The 19337-nt window shown below is 74.5% G+C and carries 12 protein-coding genes and 1 pseudogene; 7 read left to right on the forward strand and 6 right to left on the reverse strand.

All coding sequences use genetic code 11. From position 1 onward, the window contains the following. Positions 1-233: 233 nt before the first annotated feature. From ABZ261_RS28800 to ABZ261_RS28820, 5 genes are all read left to right on the forward strand, one after another. Complete coding sequence (locus ABZ261_RS28800; protein ID WP_356864171.1) at positions 234-527, forward strand: DUF503 domain-containing protein; 294 nt, start codon at positions 234-236, stop codon at positions 525-527. A 40-nt stretch (positions 528-567) separates the two neighbouring features. After that, positions 568-1026 (forward strand): 30S ribosome-binding factor RbfA, encoded by a 459-nt coding sequence (gene rbfA, locus ABZ261_RS28805; protein ID WP_356864173.1) that lies wholly within the window; start codon positions 568-570, stop codon positions 1024-1026. Further along, entirely contained in the window at positions 1023-1928 is a 906-nt protein-coding gene (truB, locus tag ABZ261_RS28810) for a tRNA pseudouridine(55) synthase TruB (RefSeq protein ID WP_356864175.1), read from the forward strand. The genes rbfA and truB overlap by 4 nt, the downstream gene beginning before the upstream one ends. A 455-nt stretch (positions 1929-2383) precedes the next feature. After that, positions 2384-6142, forward strand: a complete 3759-nt coding sequence (locus tag ABZ261_RS28815) for a serine protease (protein WP_356864191.1) — start codon at positions 2384-2386, stop codon at positions 6140-6142. Positions 6143-6271: 129 nt separating this feature from the next. Continuing rightward, a complete protein-coding gene (locus ABZ261_RS28820; RefSeq protein WP_356864177.1) occupies positions 6272-7219 on the forward strand; it encodes a bifunctional riboflavin kinase/FAD synthetase in 948 nt (315 codons plus the stop codon). A gap of 69 nt (positions 7220-7288) precedes the next feature. Here ABZ261_RS28820 and ABZ261_RS28825 read toward each other — a convergent pair whose 3' ends face one another. From ABZ261_RS28825 to eccE, 3 genes are all read right to left on the reverse strand, one after another. Further along, positions 7289-10639, reverse strand: a complete 3351-nt coding sequence (locus ABZ261_RS28825; protein WP_356864179.1) for an SCO5717 family growth-regulating ATPase — start codon at positions 10637-10639, stop codon at positions 7289-7291. Positions 10640-10944: 305 nt separating this feature from the next. After that, a complete protein-coding gene (locus tag ABZ261_RS28830; protein WP_356864181.1) occupies positions 10945-11718 on the reverse strand; it encodes a hypothetical protein in 774 nt (257 codons plus the stop codon). Between the two features lie 23 nt (positions 11719-11741). Further along, complete coding sequence (gene eccE / locus ABZ261_RS28835) at positions 11742-13070, reverse strand: type VII secretion protein EccE (RefSeq protein ID WP_356864183.1); 1329 nt, start codon at positions 13068-13070, stop codon at positions 11742-11744. Between the two features lie 229 nt (positions 13071-13299). On the opposite strand from eccE, the gene eccB reads away from it, so the two are divergent. Both eccB and mycP read left to right on the forward strand, forming a co-directional pair. After that, on the forward strand, positions 13300-14829 hold the full coding sequence (gene eccB / locus ABZ261_RS28840) for a type VII secretion protein EccB (protein WP_356864185.1): 1530 nt from the start codon (positions 13300-13302) through the stop codon (positions 14827-14829). Positions 14830-15021: 192 nt separating this feature from the next. Further along, positions 15022-16230, forward strand: coding sequence for a type VII secretion-associated serine protease mycosin (gene mycP / locus ABZ261_RS28845; protein ID WP_356864194.1), 1209 nt, complete (start codon positions 15022-15024; stop codon positions 16228-16230). A 55-nt stretch (positions 16231-16285) separates the two neighbouring features. On the opposite strand, the gene ABZ261_RS28850 is transcribed toward mycP, so the two are convergent. From ABZ261_RS28850 to ABZ261_RS28860, 3 genes and pseudogenes are all read right to left on the reverse strand, one after another. Then, on the reverse strand, positions 16286-16795 hold the full coding sequence (locus tag ABZ261_RS28850) for a hypothetical protein (RefSeq protein ID WP_356864187.1): 510 nt from the start codon (positions 16793-16795) through the stop codon (positions 16286-16288). 20 nt (positions 16796-16815) lie between these two features. Beyond that, positions 16816-19125 (reverse strand): DUF6571 family protein, encoded by a 2310-nt coding sequence (locus ABZ261_RS28855; RefSeq protein WP_356864189.1) that lies wholly within the window; start codon positions 19123-19125, stop codon positions 16816-16818. Between the two features lie 9 nt (positions 19126-19134). Continuing rightward, positions 19135-19337: pseudogene (locus ABZ261_RS28860) on the reverse strand (hypothetical protein); the annotation flags it as partial.

Below are 19337 nucleotides of genomic sequence, written 5' to 3' on the forward strand. Positions count from 1 at the left end.
AGCCAGTCCGTGGCGGTCCGGCCCCACTCGACGTACACGCTGAGCGCATGGGTGCAGGGCGGCTACGCCTACCTGGGCGTGACCGCCGGCGCGCCGTTTGCGGCCCGTCTCACGGTCCACGGACGCAATATCCGTCGAGCGTGCGGGCCGCTTCGATGTACGGTTCTTGATGTCCCCGGCCACACGGATCCGGGGCCATCGATCCCGTACCGGCGGGTGAACCGGTCACACACATGTACGTGGGGACCCTGTCCTTCGACCTCCTCCTCGGCGACGTCCACTCGCTCAAGGAGAAGCGCTCCGTCGTCCGCCCGATCGTCGCCGAACTCCAGCGGAAGTACGCCGTGAGCGCGGCCGAGGTGGACCACATGGACCTCCACAGGCGGGCGGTCATCGGCCTCGCCGCGGTCTCCGGCGACGCGGCGCACCTCACCGACGTGCTGGACCGGTGTGAACGGCTGGTCGCCGGCCGCCCCGAGGTGGAACTGCTGTCCGTGCGGCGGCGCTTCCACGGCGACGACGACTGACCACGAAACGCAAGCAGAAGAAAGAACGGGAGACGGACCAGTGGCCGACAACGCGCGGGCGAAAAGGCTGGCGGACCTCATCCGGGAGGTGGTGGCCCAGAAGCTGCAGCGCGGGATCAAGGACCCGCGGCTCGGCTCGCACGTCACCATCACGGACACCCGGGTCACGGGTGACCTGCGGGAGGCGACCGTCTTCTACACGGTCTACGGCGACGAGGAGGAGCGGAAGGCGGCCGCCGCCGGCCTGGAGAGCGCCAAGGGCGTCCTGCGCTCCGAGGTGGGCCGGGCGGCCGGGGTGAAGTTCACGCCGACCCTGACCTTCGTCGCGGACGCCCTGCCGGACACCGCCCGGACCATCGAGGACCTCCTCGACAAGGCCCGGCAGTCCGACCAGAAGGTACGCGAGGCGGCCACGGGCGCCACCTACGCGGGCGGGGCGGACCCCTACAGGAAGCCGGACGACGATGACACCGACACGGACGGCGACGCCGCGGAATGACCCAGAAGCACACCGCGCCCGACGGCCTGGTCATCGTCGACAAGCCGTCGGGCTTCACCTCGCACGACGTGGTCGCCAAGATGCGCGGGATCGCCAGGACCCGCCGCGTCGGCCACGCCGGCACCCTCGACCCGATGGCGACCGGCGTGCTCGTCCTCGGCGTCGAGCGCGCCACCAAGCTCCTCGGGCACCTCGCGCTGACCGAGAAGGAGTACCTGGGCACCGTACGCCTGGGCCAGAACACCCTCACCGACGACGCCGAGGGCGAGATCATCTCGTCCACCGACGCCGCCAAGGTGACCCGCGACGCCATCGACGCCGGCATCGCCAAGCTGACCGGCGACATCATGCAGGTGCCGTCGAAGGTCAGCGCCATCAAGATCGACGGCGTGCGGTCCTACAAGCGGGCCCGCGAGGGCGAGGACTTCGAGATCCCCGCCCGGCCCGTCACCGTCTCCTCCTTCACGGTGCACGACGTCCGCGACGCCGTCGCCGAGGACGGCACGGCCGTGCTCGACCTGGTGGTGTCGGTCGTCTGTTCCTCCGGCACCTACATCCGCGCCCTCGCCCGCGACCTGGGCGCCGGGCTCGGCGTGGGCGGCCACCTCACCGCGCTGCGCCGCACGCGCGTCGGCCCGTACCGGCTCGACGCGGCCAGGACGCTCGACCAGCTCCAGCAGGAGCTGACCGTGATGCCGGTCGCCGAGGCCGCCGCGGCCGCGTTCCCGCGCTGGGAGGTCGACTCCAGGCGGTCCCGGCTGCTGCTGAACGGCGTCCGGCTGGACATGCCGGACGAGTACGCGGGCGCCGGTCCCGTGGCCGTGTTCGACCCCGAGGGCCGCTTCCTCGCCCTCGTCGAGGAGCACCGCGGCAAGGCGAAGAGCCTGGCCGTCTTCGGCTGAGCCGCCCGCCCACGTCCGCCGAGGGCCCGGCTCCCCGCCGGGCCGGCATCCCGTGGAGCGGCGGCCGGCCGGTACGGCCCCTGCCGCCGCTCCACGGTCCCCCCTCGGTTCCCCCACCTCTAGGGTTATCCAGCCGACCCCCCGTATTCACCCGAGTGGGCAGGCGCGCGGAGTGAACCGGGGGAGCGGAAGGGGGCGCGTTCGCCACGCGATCTGTCCCGCCGATCACCGCGCGCCTAACGTCGGGCCAGGCACTCGGGGACGGGCGGAGGTACGGCCATGGCGGGACGGGGCCCGCGCACCGGAGGCGGGGGCCGGGAGCACGCCGGCGAGCGGGGCCCCGGAGTGCCTTCGGGGCCCGACGGCCACCCCTCGGGAGGGACGGGGCGCCCAGGCCGTCCGCGCCGCCGGAGCACGGCGGGCCGGGGGCCGGCACCGGGCGGGCCGACGCCGCCCTGGTCCGCGTCCACGACGCGGCCGGCCGCCCGCGCGGACTCGGCTTTCTCGCCGACCGCGAAGGCACCGTCCTCACCAGCCATGAGAGCGTCGACGGCCTGTCCCGGCTGGTCCTGCACGCCGCGGGGGGCCGCACCTGCCAGGTCACCGCCGACGCCGTCACCCCGCTGCCCGCGCACGGCCTCGCCCTGGTGCGCACCGAGGGCCTGGACGCGGACCCGCTGCCGCTGACCGCGCGGGAGCGGATCGACGCCGGCGCCTATGTGCGGATCGCCGCCGGCTGCTGGCGCGAGGCCCGGGTGCTGGCCGCCTCCCGGGTGACGTACACCGCCGAGGGCGCCTGCCACGTGCTGGAGGACGCGCTGGAGCTGGCCGTCGGCACGGCGGGCCGGGACGCGCTCCGGCCTGGCGGCGGCGCGGCCGGCGGACCGGTGCTCGACGCCCGCACCGGCGCGGTGGTCGGCGTCCTCGGCACCGCCCTGCACGCGGCCCGGCGCGACGCGGGCTTCGCGGCCCCGCTCAGGGCCCCCGACGGCCCCCTGTCCCGGCTGCTGGCCCGCAACGCGGCCACCGTGCCCGCCTACGGCGCCGACCTCAATCCGGCCGGCATCCTGCAGCTGACCGCGGCCTCGATGAGCCAGGACGGGCCTCAGGGCGCCCCCGCCGGCTGCCCGGACCCCAGCGCGACGGTCGAACGGGTCGACGTCGCGCGGGAGCTGGCCGCCTTCACCGACGGCGACCGGCCCGGCGACCGGCCCGTCCTCGGGCTCGTCGGCGCCCCGGGCAGCGGCCGTACGACGGAACTCGCGGCGCTGGCCGCCAGCCGTGCCCGGGGAGAGCGGGCCGCGCCCACGCTGTGGCTGCGCGGCGCCGACCTGGCGGACGCCGACGAGTCCGTGGCCGACGCCGTCCGCCGGGCCCTGGAGCGGGCCGTCCGGGCCGTCGCCGCCTCCCGCGGTGTCCACCCCGCGGACCTCGGCGACCTCACCCCCGAGCACCTGGCCCGCGTCGCCGGCCGGACCGGCCGCCCGCTGCTGCTCGTCCTCGACGGCCCCGAGGAGATGCCGCCGGCCCTCGCCCACCGGCTCCGCGAGTGGACCGGCGCAACCGCCGACTGGCTGCGCGCCACGGGGGCGCGCCTGGTGGTGGCCTGCCGCGAGGAGCACTGGGAAGGCGGCGGGGCCTGCTTCCCGCCCGGCCTGCTGCACACCCCGGCCGGTCCCGCGGTCCCCTTCCCCGTCCCCGCCGCGCTCCCGCCCTGCCTCCGGCTCGGCGACCTCGGCGCCGACGAGGCCCGTGAGGCCCGCGCCCGGTACGGCATCCCGGACGGCTTCCTCGCCGAGCGGGACGCACGGCATCCGCTCACCCTCGGCCTGCTCGCCGGGATCCGCGCCGCCGTCCCCGCCGCAGTCCCCGCTGCCGTCCCCGCCGTTGTCTCCACCGCTTCGACGCCCGTCCCCGCCGCTTCGACGCCCGTCCCCGCCGCCCCGGCCGCCGTCCCCGCCGCCTCTGCTCGCGGGCCGGGCGGACCCGATGCGCCGGCCGCCGGGCCCGATGCGCTGGCCGCCGGACGCGTCGACCGGCATGACGTCCTCGCCGCCCACCTCGACCTGATGTGCCTGCGCGTCGCGGTCCGCCTCGCCGGCGAGCGCGGACCGCGCGGCACGGCCGTACGGCGGCTGGCCGCGCGGGTGGCGGGGCAGGTGCACGAGGCTGCCCGGCGCAGCCTCGGAGCGGGGCGGGGCGAGCTGGACCGGGAGTCGTTCGAAGCGGTCTTCCCGTGGGGGACTGCTCCGGCCCGGCTCGGCGGCGGTACCGGCTGGGCCGGCGCCGTCCTCGCCGAAGGCCTCCTCGTGCCGGCCGGCGACGGCTACCGCTTCGCGCACGAGGAACTCGCCGACTGGATCCAGGGCATGCACCTCGACCTGGACGACGCCCTGCGGGCACTGGTGCACCGCTCCGGAGACCCGCGCGAGCCCCGGCCCGCCCCGGTGCCGCACCACCGCATCGGTCCCGTCGTGCAGGCCCTGCTGCTGCTCGCCCGCCGGCACGGCCCCGGTCGGCTCGCCGACCGCCTGCGGGAGCTGGCCGACGCCGCGGAGCGCGATCCCGGCTCCTGGTGGGCCGCCCGGCTGCTGGCCCTGACCCTCCTCAGGGTCCCGGACGCGGCGCCGTACATCGGGGTGCTGCGCCTGCTCGCCGACCGCACCGTCACCGCGCTCCGCGACCGGCGGCCCGTACCGGCCGAGTTCGGCCCCGCCTTCTGGACCGCCGTGCCCGTCCCCGACGCCGAGCGGCTGGACCTGCTGCGCCGGCTGGTGCTGGCGGACCCGGCGCCGCCCGCGACCGGTGACCGCTGCCTGGACGCCGTCGCCGCCCTGCTCGCAGCCGCCCCCGCCGCCGTACAGCCCCTGCTCACGCGCTGGTTCGACGACGAGCGGCCGTTGCCCGCCACCCCGCACGCGACGGTGGCCACCGCCGCACAGGCGCTGCTGCACACCCACCGGCACCGCGCCCTGGACAACCTCACCGAGGTGCTGGTGGCCTGCGCCCACCGGCGCGCCGGCGAACTGCTCGCCGTCCTCGCCGAGGAGGAACCGTCGGCCGTGTGCCGGGCCGTCGACCGCTGGGCGCACGACGAGCGCCCCGTGCGCCGGGCGGCCGCCGTCGCGTTCGCGCTGCGCGCGGCCCCGCACGTCCGCTTCGACGCCGACCGCGGGCTGCTGCGCTACGCGGCCCTCGCCCTGCTCGCCCGCCCCGCCGACCGCGCGCTGCACGGCGGCGCGCTGGCCCTGCTGGTGCGCGATGCGGACACCCGCGACCGGCATCTGCCCGCGGCCCTGCGCCGCTTCGCGGACGACGATCCGCACCTTCCGCCGAGCGCCCTGTTCCCGGCCCTGGCCACCCACCCGGAGCCCGTCCTGGAGGCGCTCCGCGCCCGTCTGCGCGCCCCGCAGGCGGGCGGCCCGGAGAGCGCGGCGGCCCTCGGCGGCCTGATCGACGTCACCACGCCCGCTCTCGCCGGGCGGGTCGCCGCCCTCGTCCGGGAAGCGGTGCGGACGCGTCCGGTAACCGCAGGGCCCGTCGCCGACCGCATCGGCCGCCGCCTGGACCAGGGCCCCACCGCCCGCCCGGTCCTGCTGCCCCTGGTCACCGGTCTGCTCGACGGCGGCCCCGAACCGGTCCGGGCGGCCCTCGCCACCGTCCTCGCCGCGGCCGGCGCCCCGGCCTCCCGCCCGCTCCGCCGCGAGCTGCTGGAACTCCTGCTCGCCGGGGAGCGGGACCCGGACGTCCTGGAGGCCGCCCTGCGCGCGGCGGCACACCGGGAGGGCGACGGCAAGAAGAAGGGAGCCGACGACCGGGAGGGGACCGGCGGGGAGGACACCGGCGAGGAGGGGACCGGCGAGGAGGACACCGGCGGTACGGACGGCGCCGGAGCCGGCGACGGAGACGACGACGCGGCCGACGACGCGGCCGACGGCGCGGAGGGCGACGCGGGGGGCGGCGCGGAGGGCGGCGACCGGGACGACGAGGAGAGCCGCGGCCTGGTCCACCGCATCGGCATGCTCCTCGTCCGCACCCCCGAGGGCGCCACCCGCTTCGACCGGGCCCTGGCCGAGCTGGCCCGGCACGCGCCCGGCTTCGCCGCCCGCGCGGCCCGCTGGCTGACCGACGCCCCGGACGACTGGGCAGCACTGGTGGGCCCCGGCACCCGCCGCACGATCGAGGACCTGGCGGACCTGGGCGTACCGGCCTGAGCGCCGGCGGGACGTGCGCCCCGTCACAGCCACCATGCCGGTGCCGGAGCGGGGCACCCGGCATGGCACCCTTAGACCTGCACAACGAGGTCAGGACAGACACGGACACGGGTTCGAGGAGCGGTCACAGTGCAGCGCTGGCGTGGCTTGGAGGACATCCCCGAGGACTGGGGGCGCAGCGTCGTCACCATCGGTTCCTACGACGGGGTCCACCGCGGCCACCAGCTGATCATCCGGCACGCCGTCGACCGCGCCCGCGAACTGGGCGTCCCGGCCGTCGTCGTCACCTTCGACCCGCACCCCAGCGAGGTCGTCCGCCCCGGCAGCCACCCCCCGCTGCTCGCCCCGCACCACCGCCGTGCCGAACTGATGGCCGAGCTGGGCGTCGACGCGGTCCTCATCCTCCCCTTCACCGCCGAGTTCTCGAAGCTGTCCCCGGCCGAGTTCGTGGTCAAGGTCCTGGTGGACAAGCTGCACGCCAAGGCGGTCGTCGAGGGCCCCAACTTCCGCTTCGGCCACCGGGCGGCCGGCAACGTGGAGTTCCTCACCGAGCAGGGCAAGACCTACGACTTCGACGTCGAGGTCGTCGACCTGTACGTCACCGGTGAGGCGGGCGGCGGCGAGCCGTTCTCCTCGACCCTCACCCGCCGCCTGGTCGCCGAGGGCGATGTCGCAGGAGCCCGCGAGATCCTGGGCCGCCCGCACCGCGTGGAGGGCGTGGTCGTCCGCGGCGCCCAGCGGGGCCGCGAGCTGGGCTTCCCGACGGCCAACGTCGAAACGCTCCCGCACACCGCCGTCCCCGCCGACGGCGTGTACGCCGGGTATCTGCACGCCCAGGGCGAGGTCATGCCGGCCGCGATCTCCGTGGGGACGAACCCGCAGTTCGACGGCACCGAGCGGACGGTGGAGGCGTACGCCGTCGACCGGGTCGGCCTGGACCTGTACGGCCAGCACGTCGCCGTCGACTTCCTGGCGTACGTGCGCGGCCAGGCGAAGTTCGAGTCGCTGGAGGCCCTCATGGAGCAGATGGCCGCGGACGTGCAGCGGTGCCGGGAGATCGTGGCGGCGGAGGACTGATCCGCCGTCCGCCGCAGCGCGAAGGGCGGCCGGTGCGATGAGCACCGGCCGCCCTTTCATGTCCCTGGCTCACTGCTGAGGCGGGGCCTGCGGAGGCTGCTGACCCGGCTGGGGCTGGGGCTGGGGCTGTGCCTGGGGCTGCGCCGGCTGCGGGTGGCCGGGCTGCGGCTGCGCCGGATACGGCTGCTGCGGGTACGGCTGCCCCGGGGCGTACGGCTGACCGGGGACCTGCGGATACGGCTGTCCCTGCGCCTGCGGAGGCTGCTGACCCGGCTGCCCCTGCGGGTACGGCTGCTCCTGCGCCTGCGGGTAGGGCTGACCGGGACCGTACGGCTGACCGGGACCGTACGGCTGACCCGCGCCGTACGGCTGGCCCGGCAGCGGCTGGCCCGGCAGGGGCGGGGCGGCCACCGGCGGCGGGTTGCCGTCGCTGGTCCACAGCCCGTGCGCCTGCTGGTGCCGTACGAAGTCCTCGGCGACCAGGGCGGCCAGGTTGAAGTACGCCTCGCGCGTCTTCGGCCGCATCATGTCGAGGTCGACCTCCGCGCCGGCGGCCAGATGTTCGTCGAAGGGCACGACCACGACCCCGCGCGTCCGCGTCTCGAAGTGGGCCACGATGTCCTCGACCTTGATCATCTTGCCGGTCTCGCGGACTCCCGAGATCACGGTGAGTGACCGGGAGACCAGGTCCGAATAGCCGTGCGCGGACAGCCAGTCCAGCGTCGTGCTGGCGCTGCTCGCGCCGTCCACGGAGGGCGTGGAGATGATGATGAGCTGGTCGGCGAGGTCCAGCACCCCGCGCATGGCGCTGTACAGCAGGCCGGTGCCGGAGTCCGTCAGGATGACCGGGTACTGCCGGCCCAGCACGTCGATGGCGCGCCGGTAGTCCTCGTCGTTGAACGTGGTCGAGACGGCCGGGTCCACGTCGTTGGCGATGATCTCCAGTCCGGAGGGCGCCTGGGAGGTGAACCGGCGGATGTCCATGTACGAGTTGAGGTACGGGATCGCCTGCACCAGGTCGCGGATGGTCGCCCCGGTCTCCCGGCGCACCCGCCGCCCGAGCGTGCCGGCGTCCGGGTTGGCGTCGATGGCGAGTATCTTGTCCTGCCGCTCGGTGGCCAGGGTGGAGCCGAGCGCGGTCGTCGTGGTCGTCTTGCCGACGCCGCCCTTGAGGCTGATGACCGCGATGCGGTAGCAGGACAGCACGGGCGTGCGGATCAGCTCCAGTTTGCGCTGCCGCTCGGCCTCCTCCTTCTTGCCGCCCAGCTTGAACCGGGACGCGGCCGCGGCGGGCCGGCCGCTCTTCGCCTTCTGCCGCTTGTTGTTGAGCAGCCGGTCCGAGGACAGCTCCACGGCGGCGGTGTAACCGAGCGGCGCGGCACCGGGGTTGATCGGCTGCCGCTGGTCGTGCTGCACCGGCTGCGGCCACGCGGCACCGGACCGGGGGTCCACCGGCGCCTGCGGAGGCTGTGCGGCCTGCGGCGCGCCGGCGGCAGGCACGGCGCCCGGAGCCTGCGGGGGCTGGGGGAAACCGTAGCCGTGCGGCTGGGGCTGGGGCTGCGGCTGCGCTTCGGGGGCGCCGGGCTGCGGAAAGCCGTAACCACCGGGCGGGGCCGGAGGGGTGGGGGTGCCGGGCTGCGGGAAGCCGTAACCGCCGTGCTGCGCGGGGCCGTTGGGGAAGGGCTGGGACGCCGGCGGCTGCGGGGAGCCGTGACCGGCGGGCTGGGGCTGGGCTTCGGGAGCACCGGGCTGCGGGAAGCCGTACGCACCGGGCTGGGCCGGGGAGCCGGGCGTTCCGGGCTGCGGGAAGCCGTAGCCGGCGGGCGGCGCGGAAGCGTGGGGGAGGGGCTGGGCCGGTGCCGGTGCGCCGGAGCGGTTCGGCTGCTCGGGCTGGTTCCACGCGGCGGGTGCGGGCTGCGGCGCCTGCGGCGGGAACGGCGGCTGCTGCCCGGGCACACCGGCGGAGTGCGGCGCGACCGGCGGCTGCGGCTGCCCCGGCATCGGTCCGGGCTGCTGCGGCGCAGGCTGCGCGGGCCACTGGGCGGCTGAAGCCGGGGCGGCGGGCTGGTAGGAGGGCGGCAGCGGCGGCAGCCCGGGCTGCGGCGCGGGCGGCGGGGTCCAGCCGGGCTGGGCGCCCTGCGGGGCCGGGGCAGCGGGAGGCGCGGCGGCGTGCGGAGCACCGGTGCCGGTCTCCAGGGCGCCGGGCTGCGAGGGAAGGGCCGTGCCGGACGCGGGGGCGCCAGGCTGCTGTGCGTCGACGCCGGCCGGCTGTGCGCCGTCGCCCGAGGGGCCGTCGTCCGAGGTGTCGTCGCCGGAGGCGCTGTCCTCCGACGTGCGCTGCTGAGGCACACCGCCCTGAGGCACACCGCCCTGAGGCACACCGCCCTGCGGGGCGACGCTTGTTGCCGAGCCGTCCGTCGCCCCGGTGTCCGCGGCACCGTCGGCGGCGTCGTCGGCGTCGGTGTCCGGGGACTCGGGAGCGTCGGCCCGCGGGGCCCCGGCCTCGGCCGTGCCCTGCTCCTCGGTGACGCCCTCGGCGCCGGACGGCCCGGTGGCTCCCGGCGCGGCGGCCGTGCTCCCGGTCCCGTCCTGACCGTCCTCGTCCGCCGGCCCCTCGTCACCGCCGGACGCGGAGGTCTCCGAGGCGGCGGCCTGCGCCACCGCGGTCTCCGGCGCGGCGGCTCGGCCGCCGGCCTCCTCGGCACGCTCCTCGGCGCCTTCCGCCGTCGGGACGGCCGGCGCCGTCCCGTCCCCGCCGGCCGGTGCGTCCGCGCCCGCAACCGCCCCAGCACCCTCGGCGGGACCTTCGTCCGCGGGCTCGTCCGGCTTCCCGGCGTCCGCCGTGCGCTCGGCGGTCTCGGCCATCTGACGCTTCAGGGCGACGGCGGAGAACCGCATGGTCGCCCCGCTCCCGAGGTCGCCGTTGTCCGGCTCGGCACCGCCGGAAGCGGACGCGGCCTCCTGCTGGGCCGTCTCCGGCTGCGGGGCCGCCTGCGGCTCGAACCCCTCGGGCAGCCCCGGCACCGGAACGGGCTCCCCGGCCGGCGGCGCGGGCGGAACCGGCGGCGCGTACGGGGCCCCCTGCGGCGGAGTGAAGGAAGCACCCGGCGCCGGACCGAACGGCGTCCCCTGCGGCGGAGTGAACGGGGTGCCCTGCGGCGGCGTGCCCGTGGGGAACGGCGGCGCCCCGGAGGGGGCGGGAGCACCCGCGTCGCCCGCCGGCCCCGTGCCGCCCGACCCGGCGAAACCGCTCACGCCCGCGCCCGGTCCCGTCGCCGTACCGGACGCGTTCTGCGTGTACCAGGCCGGGGGAGCGTAGTCGATGGTGAACTCGCCGGTGGTCTCGACGGCCTCCGCGTCGGGCTGGTCATCGCCGGGTGTGTCCCAGCCCCCGCGCATCCCGTCCCGATCGCTGCTCACAGTTCCTCCTGGTGTGGTCGAGCACCCTCATGCCGTGCCGGGGCGACCATGTCGTGTCGTACCGAGTCGTCGTAGTCGTTCGGGGCAGCGGTCCGGTCCACCGGCTCTCCCCCCGGAACACGGACGCCCGGCCCACGGGGCCTGCCATCGCGCCCGCTCCCAGCCTAATCACCACGAGCGGCATCCCGGCAGGCCCGGCCGCCTTCCCGTGGACGCCCACCAGGCCACCACGCGCCCGGAAACCCGGCGCGCGCCCCCCGCGCCCCCCCACGGCACCGTGAACAAACGGGACAGTTGCGGGCGCTTCAGTCCATGCGCCGCGGCGTACCCAACAATCCGGTCTCGGCGTCGGTGGGTTGTGTCAGCACATACTGGCGGTCGCGGTCGGTGCACCACAGGGTGACGCCGTCGGGCAGCGCGGGCAGCGACTCCACCTCGGTCCGCGACAGGCCCATGGTGCGGCCCAGTTCGGCCGCCTCGTCCGGCGAGACCCGCTGGATGCCCGCGAGCCTCGCCTGCCGCAGCAGCCGGGGCGCGACCGGGCTGAGATAGGGCAGCAGGGTCAGCACCGACTGCCAGGGCCCGGACACCACCCGGCCGCGCGGGGGCCGCATACCGCAGTCCCGCACCACCAGCACCGGCGTGCCGGCGGAGGCGCCCTGCGGCGGCACCCGCCCGACGTCGTACACGGACAGCCCGTTCTGCCCGCCGCCCATCGCGTGCACCATCTGCATCCACGCCTGCGGCCGACCGGTCTCCACGGCGACCCGGGCGCCGGTGGCGGCGGAGCGCAGCGCCAGCACCTGCGCGGTCCACAGGCCGCCGATCAGGACCACGTCGTAGGGCGTGGGCCGGTTGATGCCCAGCACGGCCGGCTGCCCCTCGGCGTCCACACCGGCCACCACCCCGTCGTCCCCGATGGGCAGGGCCAGTTCGTCCAGCCGCTGGGCGGGCAGCCCGTGCCTGCCGTGCCGGGGCCCGATCAGGCCGAGCCCGTGCCGCAGCCGCTCGCCCAGCCGCCGCGGCCCGGACGGCTCCCGCGCCCCCTGCTGCACCGCACCCTGAGCCGTCGCCGGCACCGGGGACGTCCTCGCCGTCGTCCTCACCGCGCACCTCCGAGGGGCAGAGTGGCCAGCATGCCGGGCAGTTGCTCCCGGTCCAGGCGGGCCAGACCGGCCCCGGACCGGCGGGCCGCCTCCTCCAACGCCCGCCGCGCCGCGACGAGTTCGTCGTCACTGCGCCCGGTGACCCGCAGATGCCCGCACAGCGACACCTCCTGCCGCTCCCCGCGCGCCAGGGTGAGGCTGAACGTCGTGGCCAGGGCCGGCACGGCGGTGACACGGGCGACGAACTGCGGCAGCGTCTCGCCGCCACCGCCCAGTTGGGGCCAGCGCCGGATCCAGTAGGTCGTGTGCCGCCGGTTGTCGCAGCGCCAGCTGCGCCCGGACTCCTCCGTACGCCGCTCCCGCGTCTCGCCGCGCCCGGCCTCCGCGGTGACCAGCGGATTGGCGCAGGCCGACGTGGCCAGCGCGGCGACGAGCTCCTCCTCGTCCAGCACCCGCGCCCGGAAACCCGCACCGGTCAGCCGGCTCACCAGATGGTCCGCGGCCCGTACGACGCACCGCTGCGCTCCGGTCAGCCCGCCGCCGCGCGCGGCCACCGCCTCGGCGCACAGCTCCGGGTCGAGCTTCAGCGCGATCCAGGTGATCCGCACGGCCGGGGCGCCCGTCAGCTCCTGCAGCGGAAGGTAGTTCGCGACGGCGACGGACTGCTGGGGCAGGTGCAGCGCGGGCGCCGGCTGGGTGTGCTGCACGACCTGCGCCGACTCCAGGCGGATCCCGTCCACCTCCAGCGCGTCCCGCACCAGCCCCAGCGGCAGCGGCTGCCGGCTCCGCTCGGCGCGCAGCGCGGTCGCGTCGGCCTCCACCTGGAGGACGGCCGTGACGAACGTCCCGTCCCCGACGATCCCGGCCGGCCGGCGGTCACGCGCGCCGTAGGAGTACGTCCGCAGGGCGGGTTCGCACTCCACCGCCGGGACCAGGCCCGGCTCCGTGCCCGGCGGTATCGCGGTGTTCGCGGCCCGCTTCTGCCGCGCCCGCAGCTCCCGCGCGGTGGCCAGCCACTCCGGCAGGGACCGGCCCCGCCGCCGCACGAAGGCGAGCAGGAGCAGCGCCAGCGCGACGACCGCGCCCGGCACCAGGGCCGCCGTCCCGACCGCCCAGCCGACGAGCAGCACCGCCGACGCCAGCTCCACCAGCACGAGCCGCTGCAGACGCAACGAGCCGGCCTGGCCCGGCCGCTGCCGGAGACCGGGCGTGACCTGCCGCCGGTCCGCGTCGGGCTGGGCGGACGCCCCGCGCGGTGGCGTCCCGGACCCGGCCGCCCCGCCCCGCGCCGCCGACCGGCCGCGCGTCCGCGCTCCGGAAGCCATCACTCCATCCCCCCGATTTGCTCACAACTCGCTGGAACCAGGCCACTGCACGGGGCCCTCCCGCTGGAACCGGGCCACTGCACAGGGCCTTTGAGGGCGCAGGTACCCTACCCGCTCCACGAGACCCGCTCCGTACCAGGCATAGTAGGGGCCGGGTGTGACAGCGGAGGGCGGGGGAGCGTGGTCCCCGGGCGTGCTCCGCGAGAGACACGGGGAGAAACGGGCACAGATGGCATCTCGGCGGGACCAACTCAACGCCTACACCTTCGCGAAGCGCCGTATGCTCGCGTCGTTCGTGCAGTCGTCACCGGGTGCCTCCGACGAGGGGGCTCCCCGGCCGCTGCGTGCCGTCCTGCCCGGAGCGGTCGTCGGCGTCGTCGTCCTCGCGGCCTTCGGCGCCTGGGGCATGTTCAAGCCGACGGCCCCGCAGGGCTGGGACGATCCCGGGCAGAAAGTGATCATCGCCAGCAAGTCCACCACCCGGTACGTGGTCCTGAAGACCAAGGGCAGGGTCCAGCTCCACCCGGTCCTCAACATGGCCTCCGCCAAGCTCGTCCTCGACACCCAGAGCGACGTCGACGTCGTCACCGTCGACGAGTCGATCCTCGACAACGGCAAGATCCCGCACGGCGTCACCATCGGCATCCCCTACGCCCCCGACCGGCTCCCGTCCGGCAAGGAGGCCGGCGCGGCCAAGCAGTGGGCCGTCTGCGAACGCCCCAGCGGCAGCGGCGACTCCATCCAGAAGGCGGCCTTCGTCCTGGCCGAGCGCGACCGGTCCAGGCTCACCGACCGCCGGGAGAAGCTGCACGGCGGCGAGCTCCTCTACGTGGCCACGCCGGACAAGAAGCAGTACGTGGTCGACGCCCACGGCCGGGCCTACCCGGTGGACGCCGACGACAGCCTGCTCCTGCAGACCATCGTCGGCGCCGACCGCACCCCGCAGCAGGTCACCAAGGAGTGGATCGACACCCTCCACCCGGGCGACCCGATCAGCTTCCCGCGGGTCACCGGCGTGCCGGGCGCCGCCGCCGGCGCGCCGGGCCAGCTGGACCAGGACACCAACCGCGTCGGCATGGTGCTCAGGGCGCCGGTCAACGGCCAGGAGCAGCACTTCGTCGTCCTGCCCGGCCGGGTCGCCCCCGTCTCCGACTTCGTCGCCCAGCTCCTGCTGGTCAGCAAGGACCTGGTGAAGCTCGGCCAGGCCGGACACGCGCAGGAGGTCAGCGCGGGCGCCATCATCCGGGGCGAGCCGTTCGCCGCCGAGCACCGGTGGCCCACCGAGAAACCCAGCGCGGTCAACGAGGCGTCCACCGCCGACGGCAGCCGCAACACCGTCTGCAACGTCCTGCACCACGTCGACCCCGACGACGGCGACACCACCCTCACCACCTGGGCCGGCGCCGACTTCCCGGCCACCCTCCCCACCGGCTCCTCCAGCGCCTACGTCACCGCCGGCTCCGGCCAGCTCTACCGCCAGTTCCAGGGCCGTGAGACCAAAGCCGGCCCCGTCTTCCTGGTCACCGACACCGGTCTGCGCTACGCCCTGCAGTCCAACGCCGACAGCGCCGGCGACGACAAGGGCATCGGCATCACGGCCAAGCAGCGCAAGCAGCTCCAGCAGGAGGCCAAGCTGGCGCAGACCCGCCTCGGCTACGCCGACCTGAACCCCGCCCCCGTTCCCGCGCCCTGGTCGGAGTTCCTGCCCACCGGCCCCCGCCTGTCGACCGCGGCGGCCCGCCAGCCGCAGGGCTCCTGAGGGGGTACGCCGATGCTCTCGACGCACACGGGGCCGCTGAGGAACACCACGACGGCGCCCGCTCCCCGCGGCCGCACGGCCCTGACGACGGCCTCGACGAGGACAGCGAGGACGGCCCGGGTGAGGACGGCTCTCACGAGGACGGCCCGGGTGAGGACGGCTCTCACGAGGACGGCTCCGGTCAGGGCGGCCCTGGCGACGACCGCCCTGGCCCTGGCCGCCACCCTGCCGGCGGCGCCGACGGCCGCGGCCGACTCCGACCAGTGCACCTTCTCCCCGGCCAACCACAAGTACGCCGGCACCCCCTGGGCGCTCCAGCGCGTCAACCTCGACGAGCTCTGGAGCCAGTCCAAGGGCAAGGGCGTCCGGGTCGCGGTCATCGACACCGGCGTCGACACGGCCCACCCGCAGCTCACCGGAGCCGTCGACGCGTCCCTCGGCGCCAACCTCCTGCCGTCCAAGGACAAGAAGGGCCAGCCCATCGACCGGGGCAACGCCAAGGGCACCACCGACACGGTCGGCCACGGCACCCGCGTGGCCGGCATCATCGCGGCCCGCCCCATGAAGGGCACCGGCTTCGTCGGCCTCGCCCCCGAGGCCACCATCATCCCGATCAAGCAGAACGACGCCGACGGCAACGGCACGGCCCGCACCCTCGCCGACGCCATCCGGCACGCGATCAGGAAGAAGGCCGACGTCATCAACATCTCCCAGGACACGGCCGACGCGGCGAAACCGGACGAGGACCTGCAACGGGCGGTGGACGAGGCACTGGCGGCCCGCATCGTCGTGGTCGCCTCGGCGGGCAACGGCGGCCTGAACGGCGCCTCGAAGAAGACGTACCCCGCGTCCTACCCCGGCGTCCTCGCCGTGGCCGCCTCCGACCGCAACAACGAACGCGCCGCCTTCTCCCAGTCGGGCGACTTCGTCGGCGTGGCCGCCCCGGGCGTCGACATGATCTCCACGGTCCCCAAGGGCGGACACTGCTCCGACAACGGCACGAGTTTCTCCGCCCCCTACGTGGCCGGCGTGGCCGCGCTGATCAAGGCCAAGCACCGGGACTGGACGCCCCGCGAGATCGTGGCCCAGATCGAACAGACCGCCGAACGCTCCATCGCCGGACACGACCGCCTGGTCGGCTGGGGCGTCGTGGACCCCGTCCGCGCCCTCACGGAGGACGATCACCCGATCGAGTCCCCCACCCCCGACCCCGGCCTCACCCATGCGGAGGCCCCCGCCCCGGCCGAACTCACCCTGGGCGAGACCCCGCGCGAACGCACCGCCCGCATCGCGACGTACGTCGCCGTCGGCGTGACAGTCGTGGTGGCGGCCCTGAGCGGCGGAGCAGTAGCCCTCCGCGACGCCCGCCGCAGACGCCGAACGACGGGGAGCCGAGGATGACCCGGTAGCGTCGCACACTGGTCAACGCGAACGGCCCCGGCCTCCCGGGCGGGCCTTAAGACCCGGTCCCGCAGGGCTGCTGCTTCTTCAATGATGCGGTGTAGTCCCGGATCAGCTGCCGCATGGACGACTCGTCCTGACGTCCTGGCTTCAGTGTCCGGATGTACGTGCTGACGGCCTCTTCGCGATGGCCCTCACCGGGGCAGGGGACAACCGAGACCGCCGCCCTGCCCACGTACGCGATGGAGCCGCCGTCACCGGACTTGGCGTGGCCGATGCCATGGTCGTACGAGGCGATGACCCACGCGGACCGCCCGGACTTGACGTTCTCCCTCTCGACGGTGAGTACCACATTCCCGTCGACCGTCACTTGGCACGTTGTCCGGGACTGATCCGAGGCCGTCGATTTCTTCGCCTGCAGGGTCTTGCCCGAGGCGGGCAGGAGACGACCGAGCGGGCCGCCCTGGACCGTGACACCGCACAAGTCCTCGGGGATCGCGAACTCGCGCTTCGGGCCGTCCGACGAGCACCCGGCTGAAGCACCCAGCACCACCGTGGCCAGCAACGCGGCCAGAGTCCTCCGTCTCACTTCCCGTCACTCTCCGAGTTCCACTGAGCGCCGGCGGCATGGCTGTTCCCCGCGGAGACACGAGCTGCCGAGCGCAGGTCGTCGGCGGTGTCGGCGCTGATCTTCTGGTTGTTGACCAAGGCATGATCGACGGCGGCCCGGGCGGAGTCGATGGCCGCGTCACGGCCCTGGGAGTACTCGTTCCCAGCCTCCAAACGGGCCTCGGTGGTCGTGTCGCGCTCGATGCTCTTCATGATGGACTCCTGAATGTCTTCAGAGGCCCATTCCAGAGCGGCACCGGCGATGGGCACGCGCTCGCCCGCCCTCTCGAGCCCCATCCCGAGAATGCGGTTCACCCACTTCTGCTTGTCAGCCGCCGCCTCGTTGAACTCGGTGTCGCTCGCGGTGTGGAACTCGTAGATCGCATGCGCTCGCGCGTCGCTCATGATTCCCGCGATAGCGGCCCCTGGGGCTACCGCATTGCCCACGCGGCCGTCGAGCGAAGCCTGCGAATGGCTGTCCCCGTTGATGACGTGGTCCACGACCTGAGTGGTGTACGCCTGCTGCGCACTGGTGATCGCCGCGTAGGCGTCCGGGTCCTGACCTACTTCACCGAGGAAGCGCTGTGCGTAACCGGAGTCCAGGTCCGCTGTGGCACCGAAACTGCTGAAGAGGTCGCTGTCGGCGCTGTCCCGGTACATGGCCCGTTGGAAGTCGCCCATGTACTCGGCTGTGATGTCGCCGAGACTCTGCCGCATGGCGTACAGGGGGCCCGATTCGGCGTCCTCCAGGTCACCGTTCTCGTTGTGGCTGATCAGCTCGGGATGCTCGCCGAACTTGTTGACGATGTCGCTCACGAGGCGCGCCTGCGCGTCCGTGTGCTTCACGGCGTCGGCCGCATCGTCGCTGTCGTACGGGCGTCCCGTCGTCGCCGCCTCCAAGGCGTGGCCCAGGGCCTCCGGGCCGAAGTTCAGCGCCGCCTTGGTCTTGTCCTCGTCCGCGAGGACGTTCGCGGCGTTCGTGTCCACCGTCCACTCGAACTTCTTGTCGGTGAACAGGTCCAGGTAGGAACTGAAGCCGGGATCGCCCCCCTTCTTCACGGTGCCGTCCTCGTTGTACGCGGTCGGCGTCCCGGTGAAGAACTTCTCCGCGGCCCCCGGACTGTGACCGAGCGCCTCCAGCACACTGTTCAACGGGTCGTTCCCCGTGCCCAGCCTGCCGGAGGGGTTGAAGCCGTAGATGTCCGGGCTGCCGTCCGGCTTGTTCAACACGAAGAAGTGGGGATCCTTCTTGTGGAGCTGGGTGATGTGCTCGGCGATGGGAGTGAGGAAGCGCGAGTCGTAGTTGCCGTAGCGCAGCAGACCCCCGAGCACCTGGTACCCGTACGGCTTGTTCCACTGCCCCGGCTCCCAGCCGATCTGCTGGGTGCCGAGGCGCCGGAACTCGGCCCCCCAGTCGTCGCCGAGATGGTGCTTGTGGTTCGGGTCCGTGGCGTTGGCCAGCGTGTAGCCCATGACCTTCTGCAGGTCCCGCACCTCGTTGAGCCGGGTCTTGGTCGCGTCGGCGTCGGTGCCGTCGATCGACATCTCGGCGTAGAACTCCAGCGTCTTCTCCGGCCCGCCGAGACCCTTGTAGAACTTCGTCGCGAACTCGCCGTCCTGTTCTGCCGAGTTGTAGCGCAGCAGCCGGTTGAGCTCGTGCAGCTCGCCGTCGGACATCTCGTCGCCCTTGCGCGCCAGCTCCAGCGCGCGCTCCGCCTCGGCGTCGTTCAGGGACTCGTACCGGCTGTGGCCCGCGTTGTACGCGTCGCCGCCGTGGCTCTTGCCCAGCGCACGGGCGACGGACGCGTCGATCTCGGCGGCGTGGTCGAGGATGCGGTTGATCCGGTCCTCGAGGGCGCGCTTCTGGTCGAGCTGCTCCTGGGTGCGCTCGTCGCTGTCCCCGCGGACGTGAGGGAAGAAGCAGCGGACCTTGCCGTCTCCGATGTCCTCGACACGGAGCCCCTGTTTCGCGGCGTCGTCCTGGACGGCCGCCTTGATCTGCTTCTGCAGCGCCGCGAGTTCGGTGTGTCCGTCCTCAAGGACCTGGTAGATGCTGTTCGCCTCGGCGTGGAGGTCGGCGATCTCCTTGGCCGTCTTGGCGACAAACTCCCGCGTGACCGTGGCGTTCTGCCCCGCCCACTGCGCCGAGTCGGACTTCGCCTGCATCCCCCTGCGGGCGCTCTCGGCCGACTTCTTCAAGCCGTCCACGGTCTTCTTCCAGTCCGACACCGCGGCGGCGAGCTTGCCGAGGTCGACCTCGATGAGGTCGGTGAAGGTGAGAGCCATCCGGGTCCCCTACTTGAAGTACTCGTTGAGCTGCGACACGGACACGGCGGAGCCACCACTGCCACGGAGCACGGCGCCGATCTTGGCGTCGTCCTCGGCATGCAGCTTCTGCGAGTAGTCAAGGTGGTCGGAGATGTGCGCACACGCCTGCAACACGGCCTTGACCTGCGAGGTCCACGTCTCCACGGTCTGCTCCAGGGCGCTGCCCGTCT

This window comes from Streptomyces sp. NPDC006193 (assembly GCF_040613915.1).
In the GTDB taxonomy this organism is placed as follows: Bacteria; Actinomycetota; Actinomycetes; order Streptomycetales; family Streptomycetaceae; genus Streptomyces.

Bases quoted from the DNA above. Each gene is read 5' to 3' on its own strand.
- truB (WP_356864175.1), top strand. From the start codon at position 1,023: ATGACCCAGAAGCACACCGCGCCCGACGGCCTGGTCATCGTCGACAAG.
- eccE (WP_356864183.1), bottom strand. From the start codon at position 13,070: ATGGCTTCCGGAGCGCGGACGCGCGGCCGGTCGGCGGCGCGGGGCGGG.
- ABZ261_RS28855 (WP_356864189.1), bottom strand. From the start codon at position 19,125: ATGGCTCTCACCTTCACCGACCTCATCGAGGTCGACCTCGGCAAGCTC.
- eccB (WP_356864185.1), top strand. From the start codon at position 13,300: ATGGCATCTCGGCGGGACCAACTCAACGCCTACACCTTCGCGAAGCGC.
- ABZ261_RS28800 (WP_356864171.1), top strand. From the start codon at position 234: ATGTACGTGGGGACCCTGTCCTTCGACCTCCTCCTCGGCGACGTCCAC.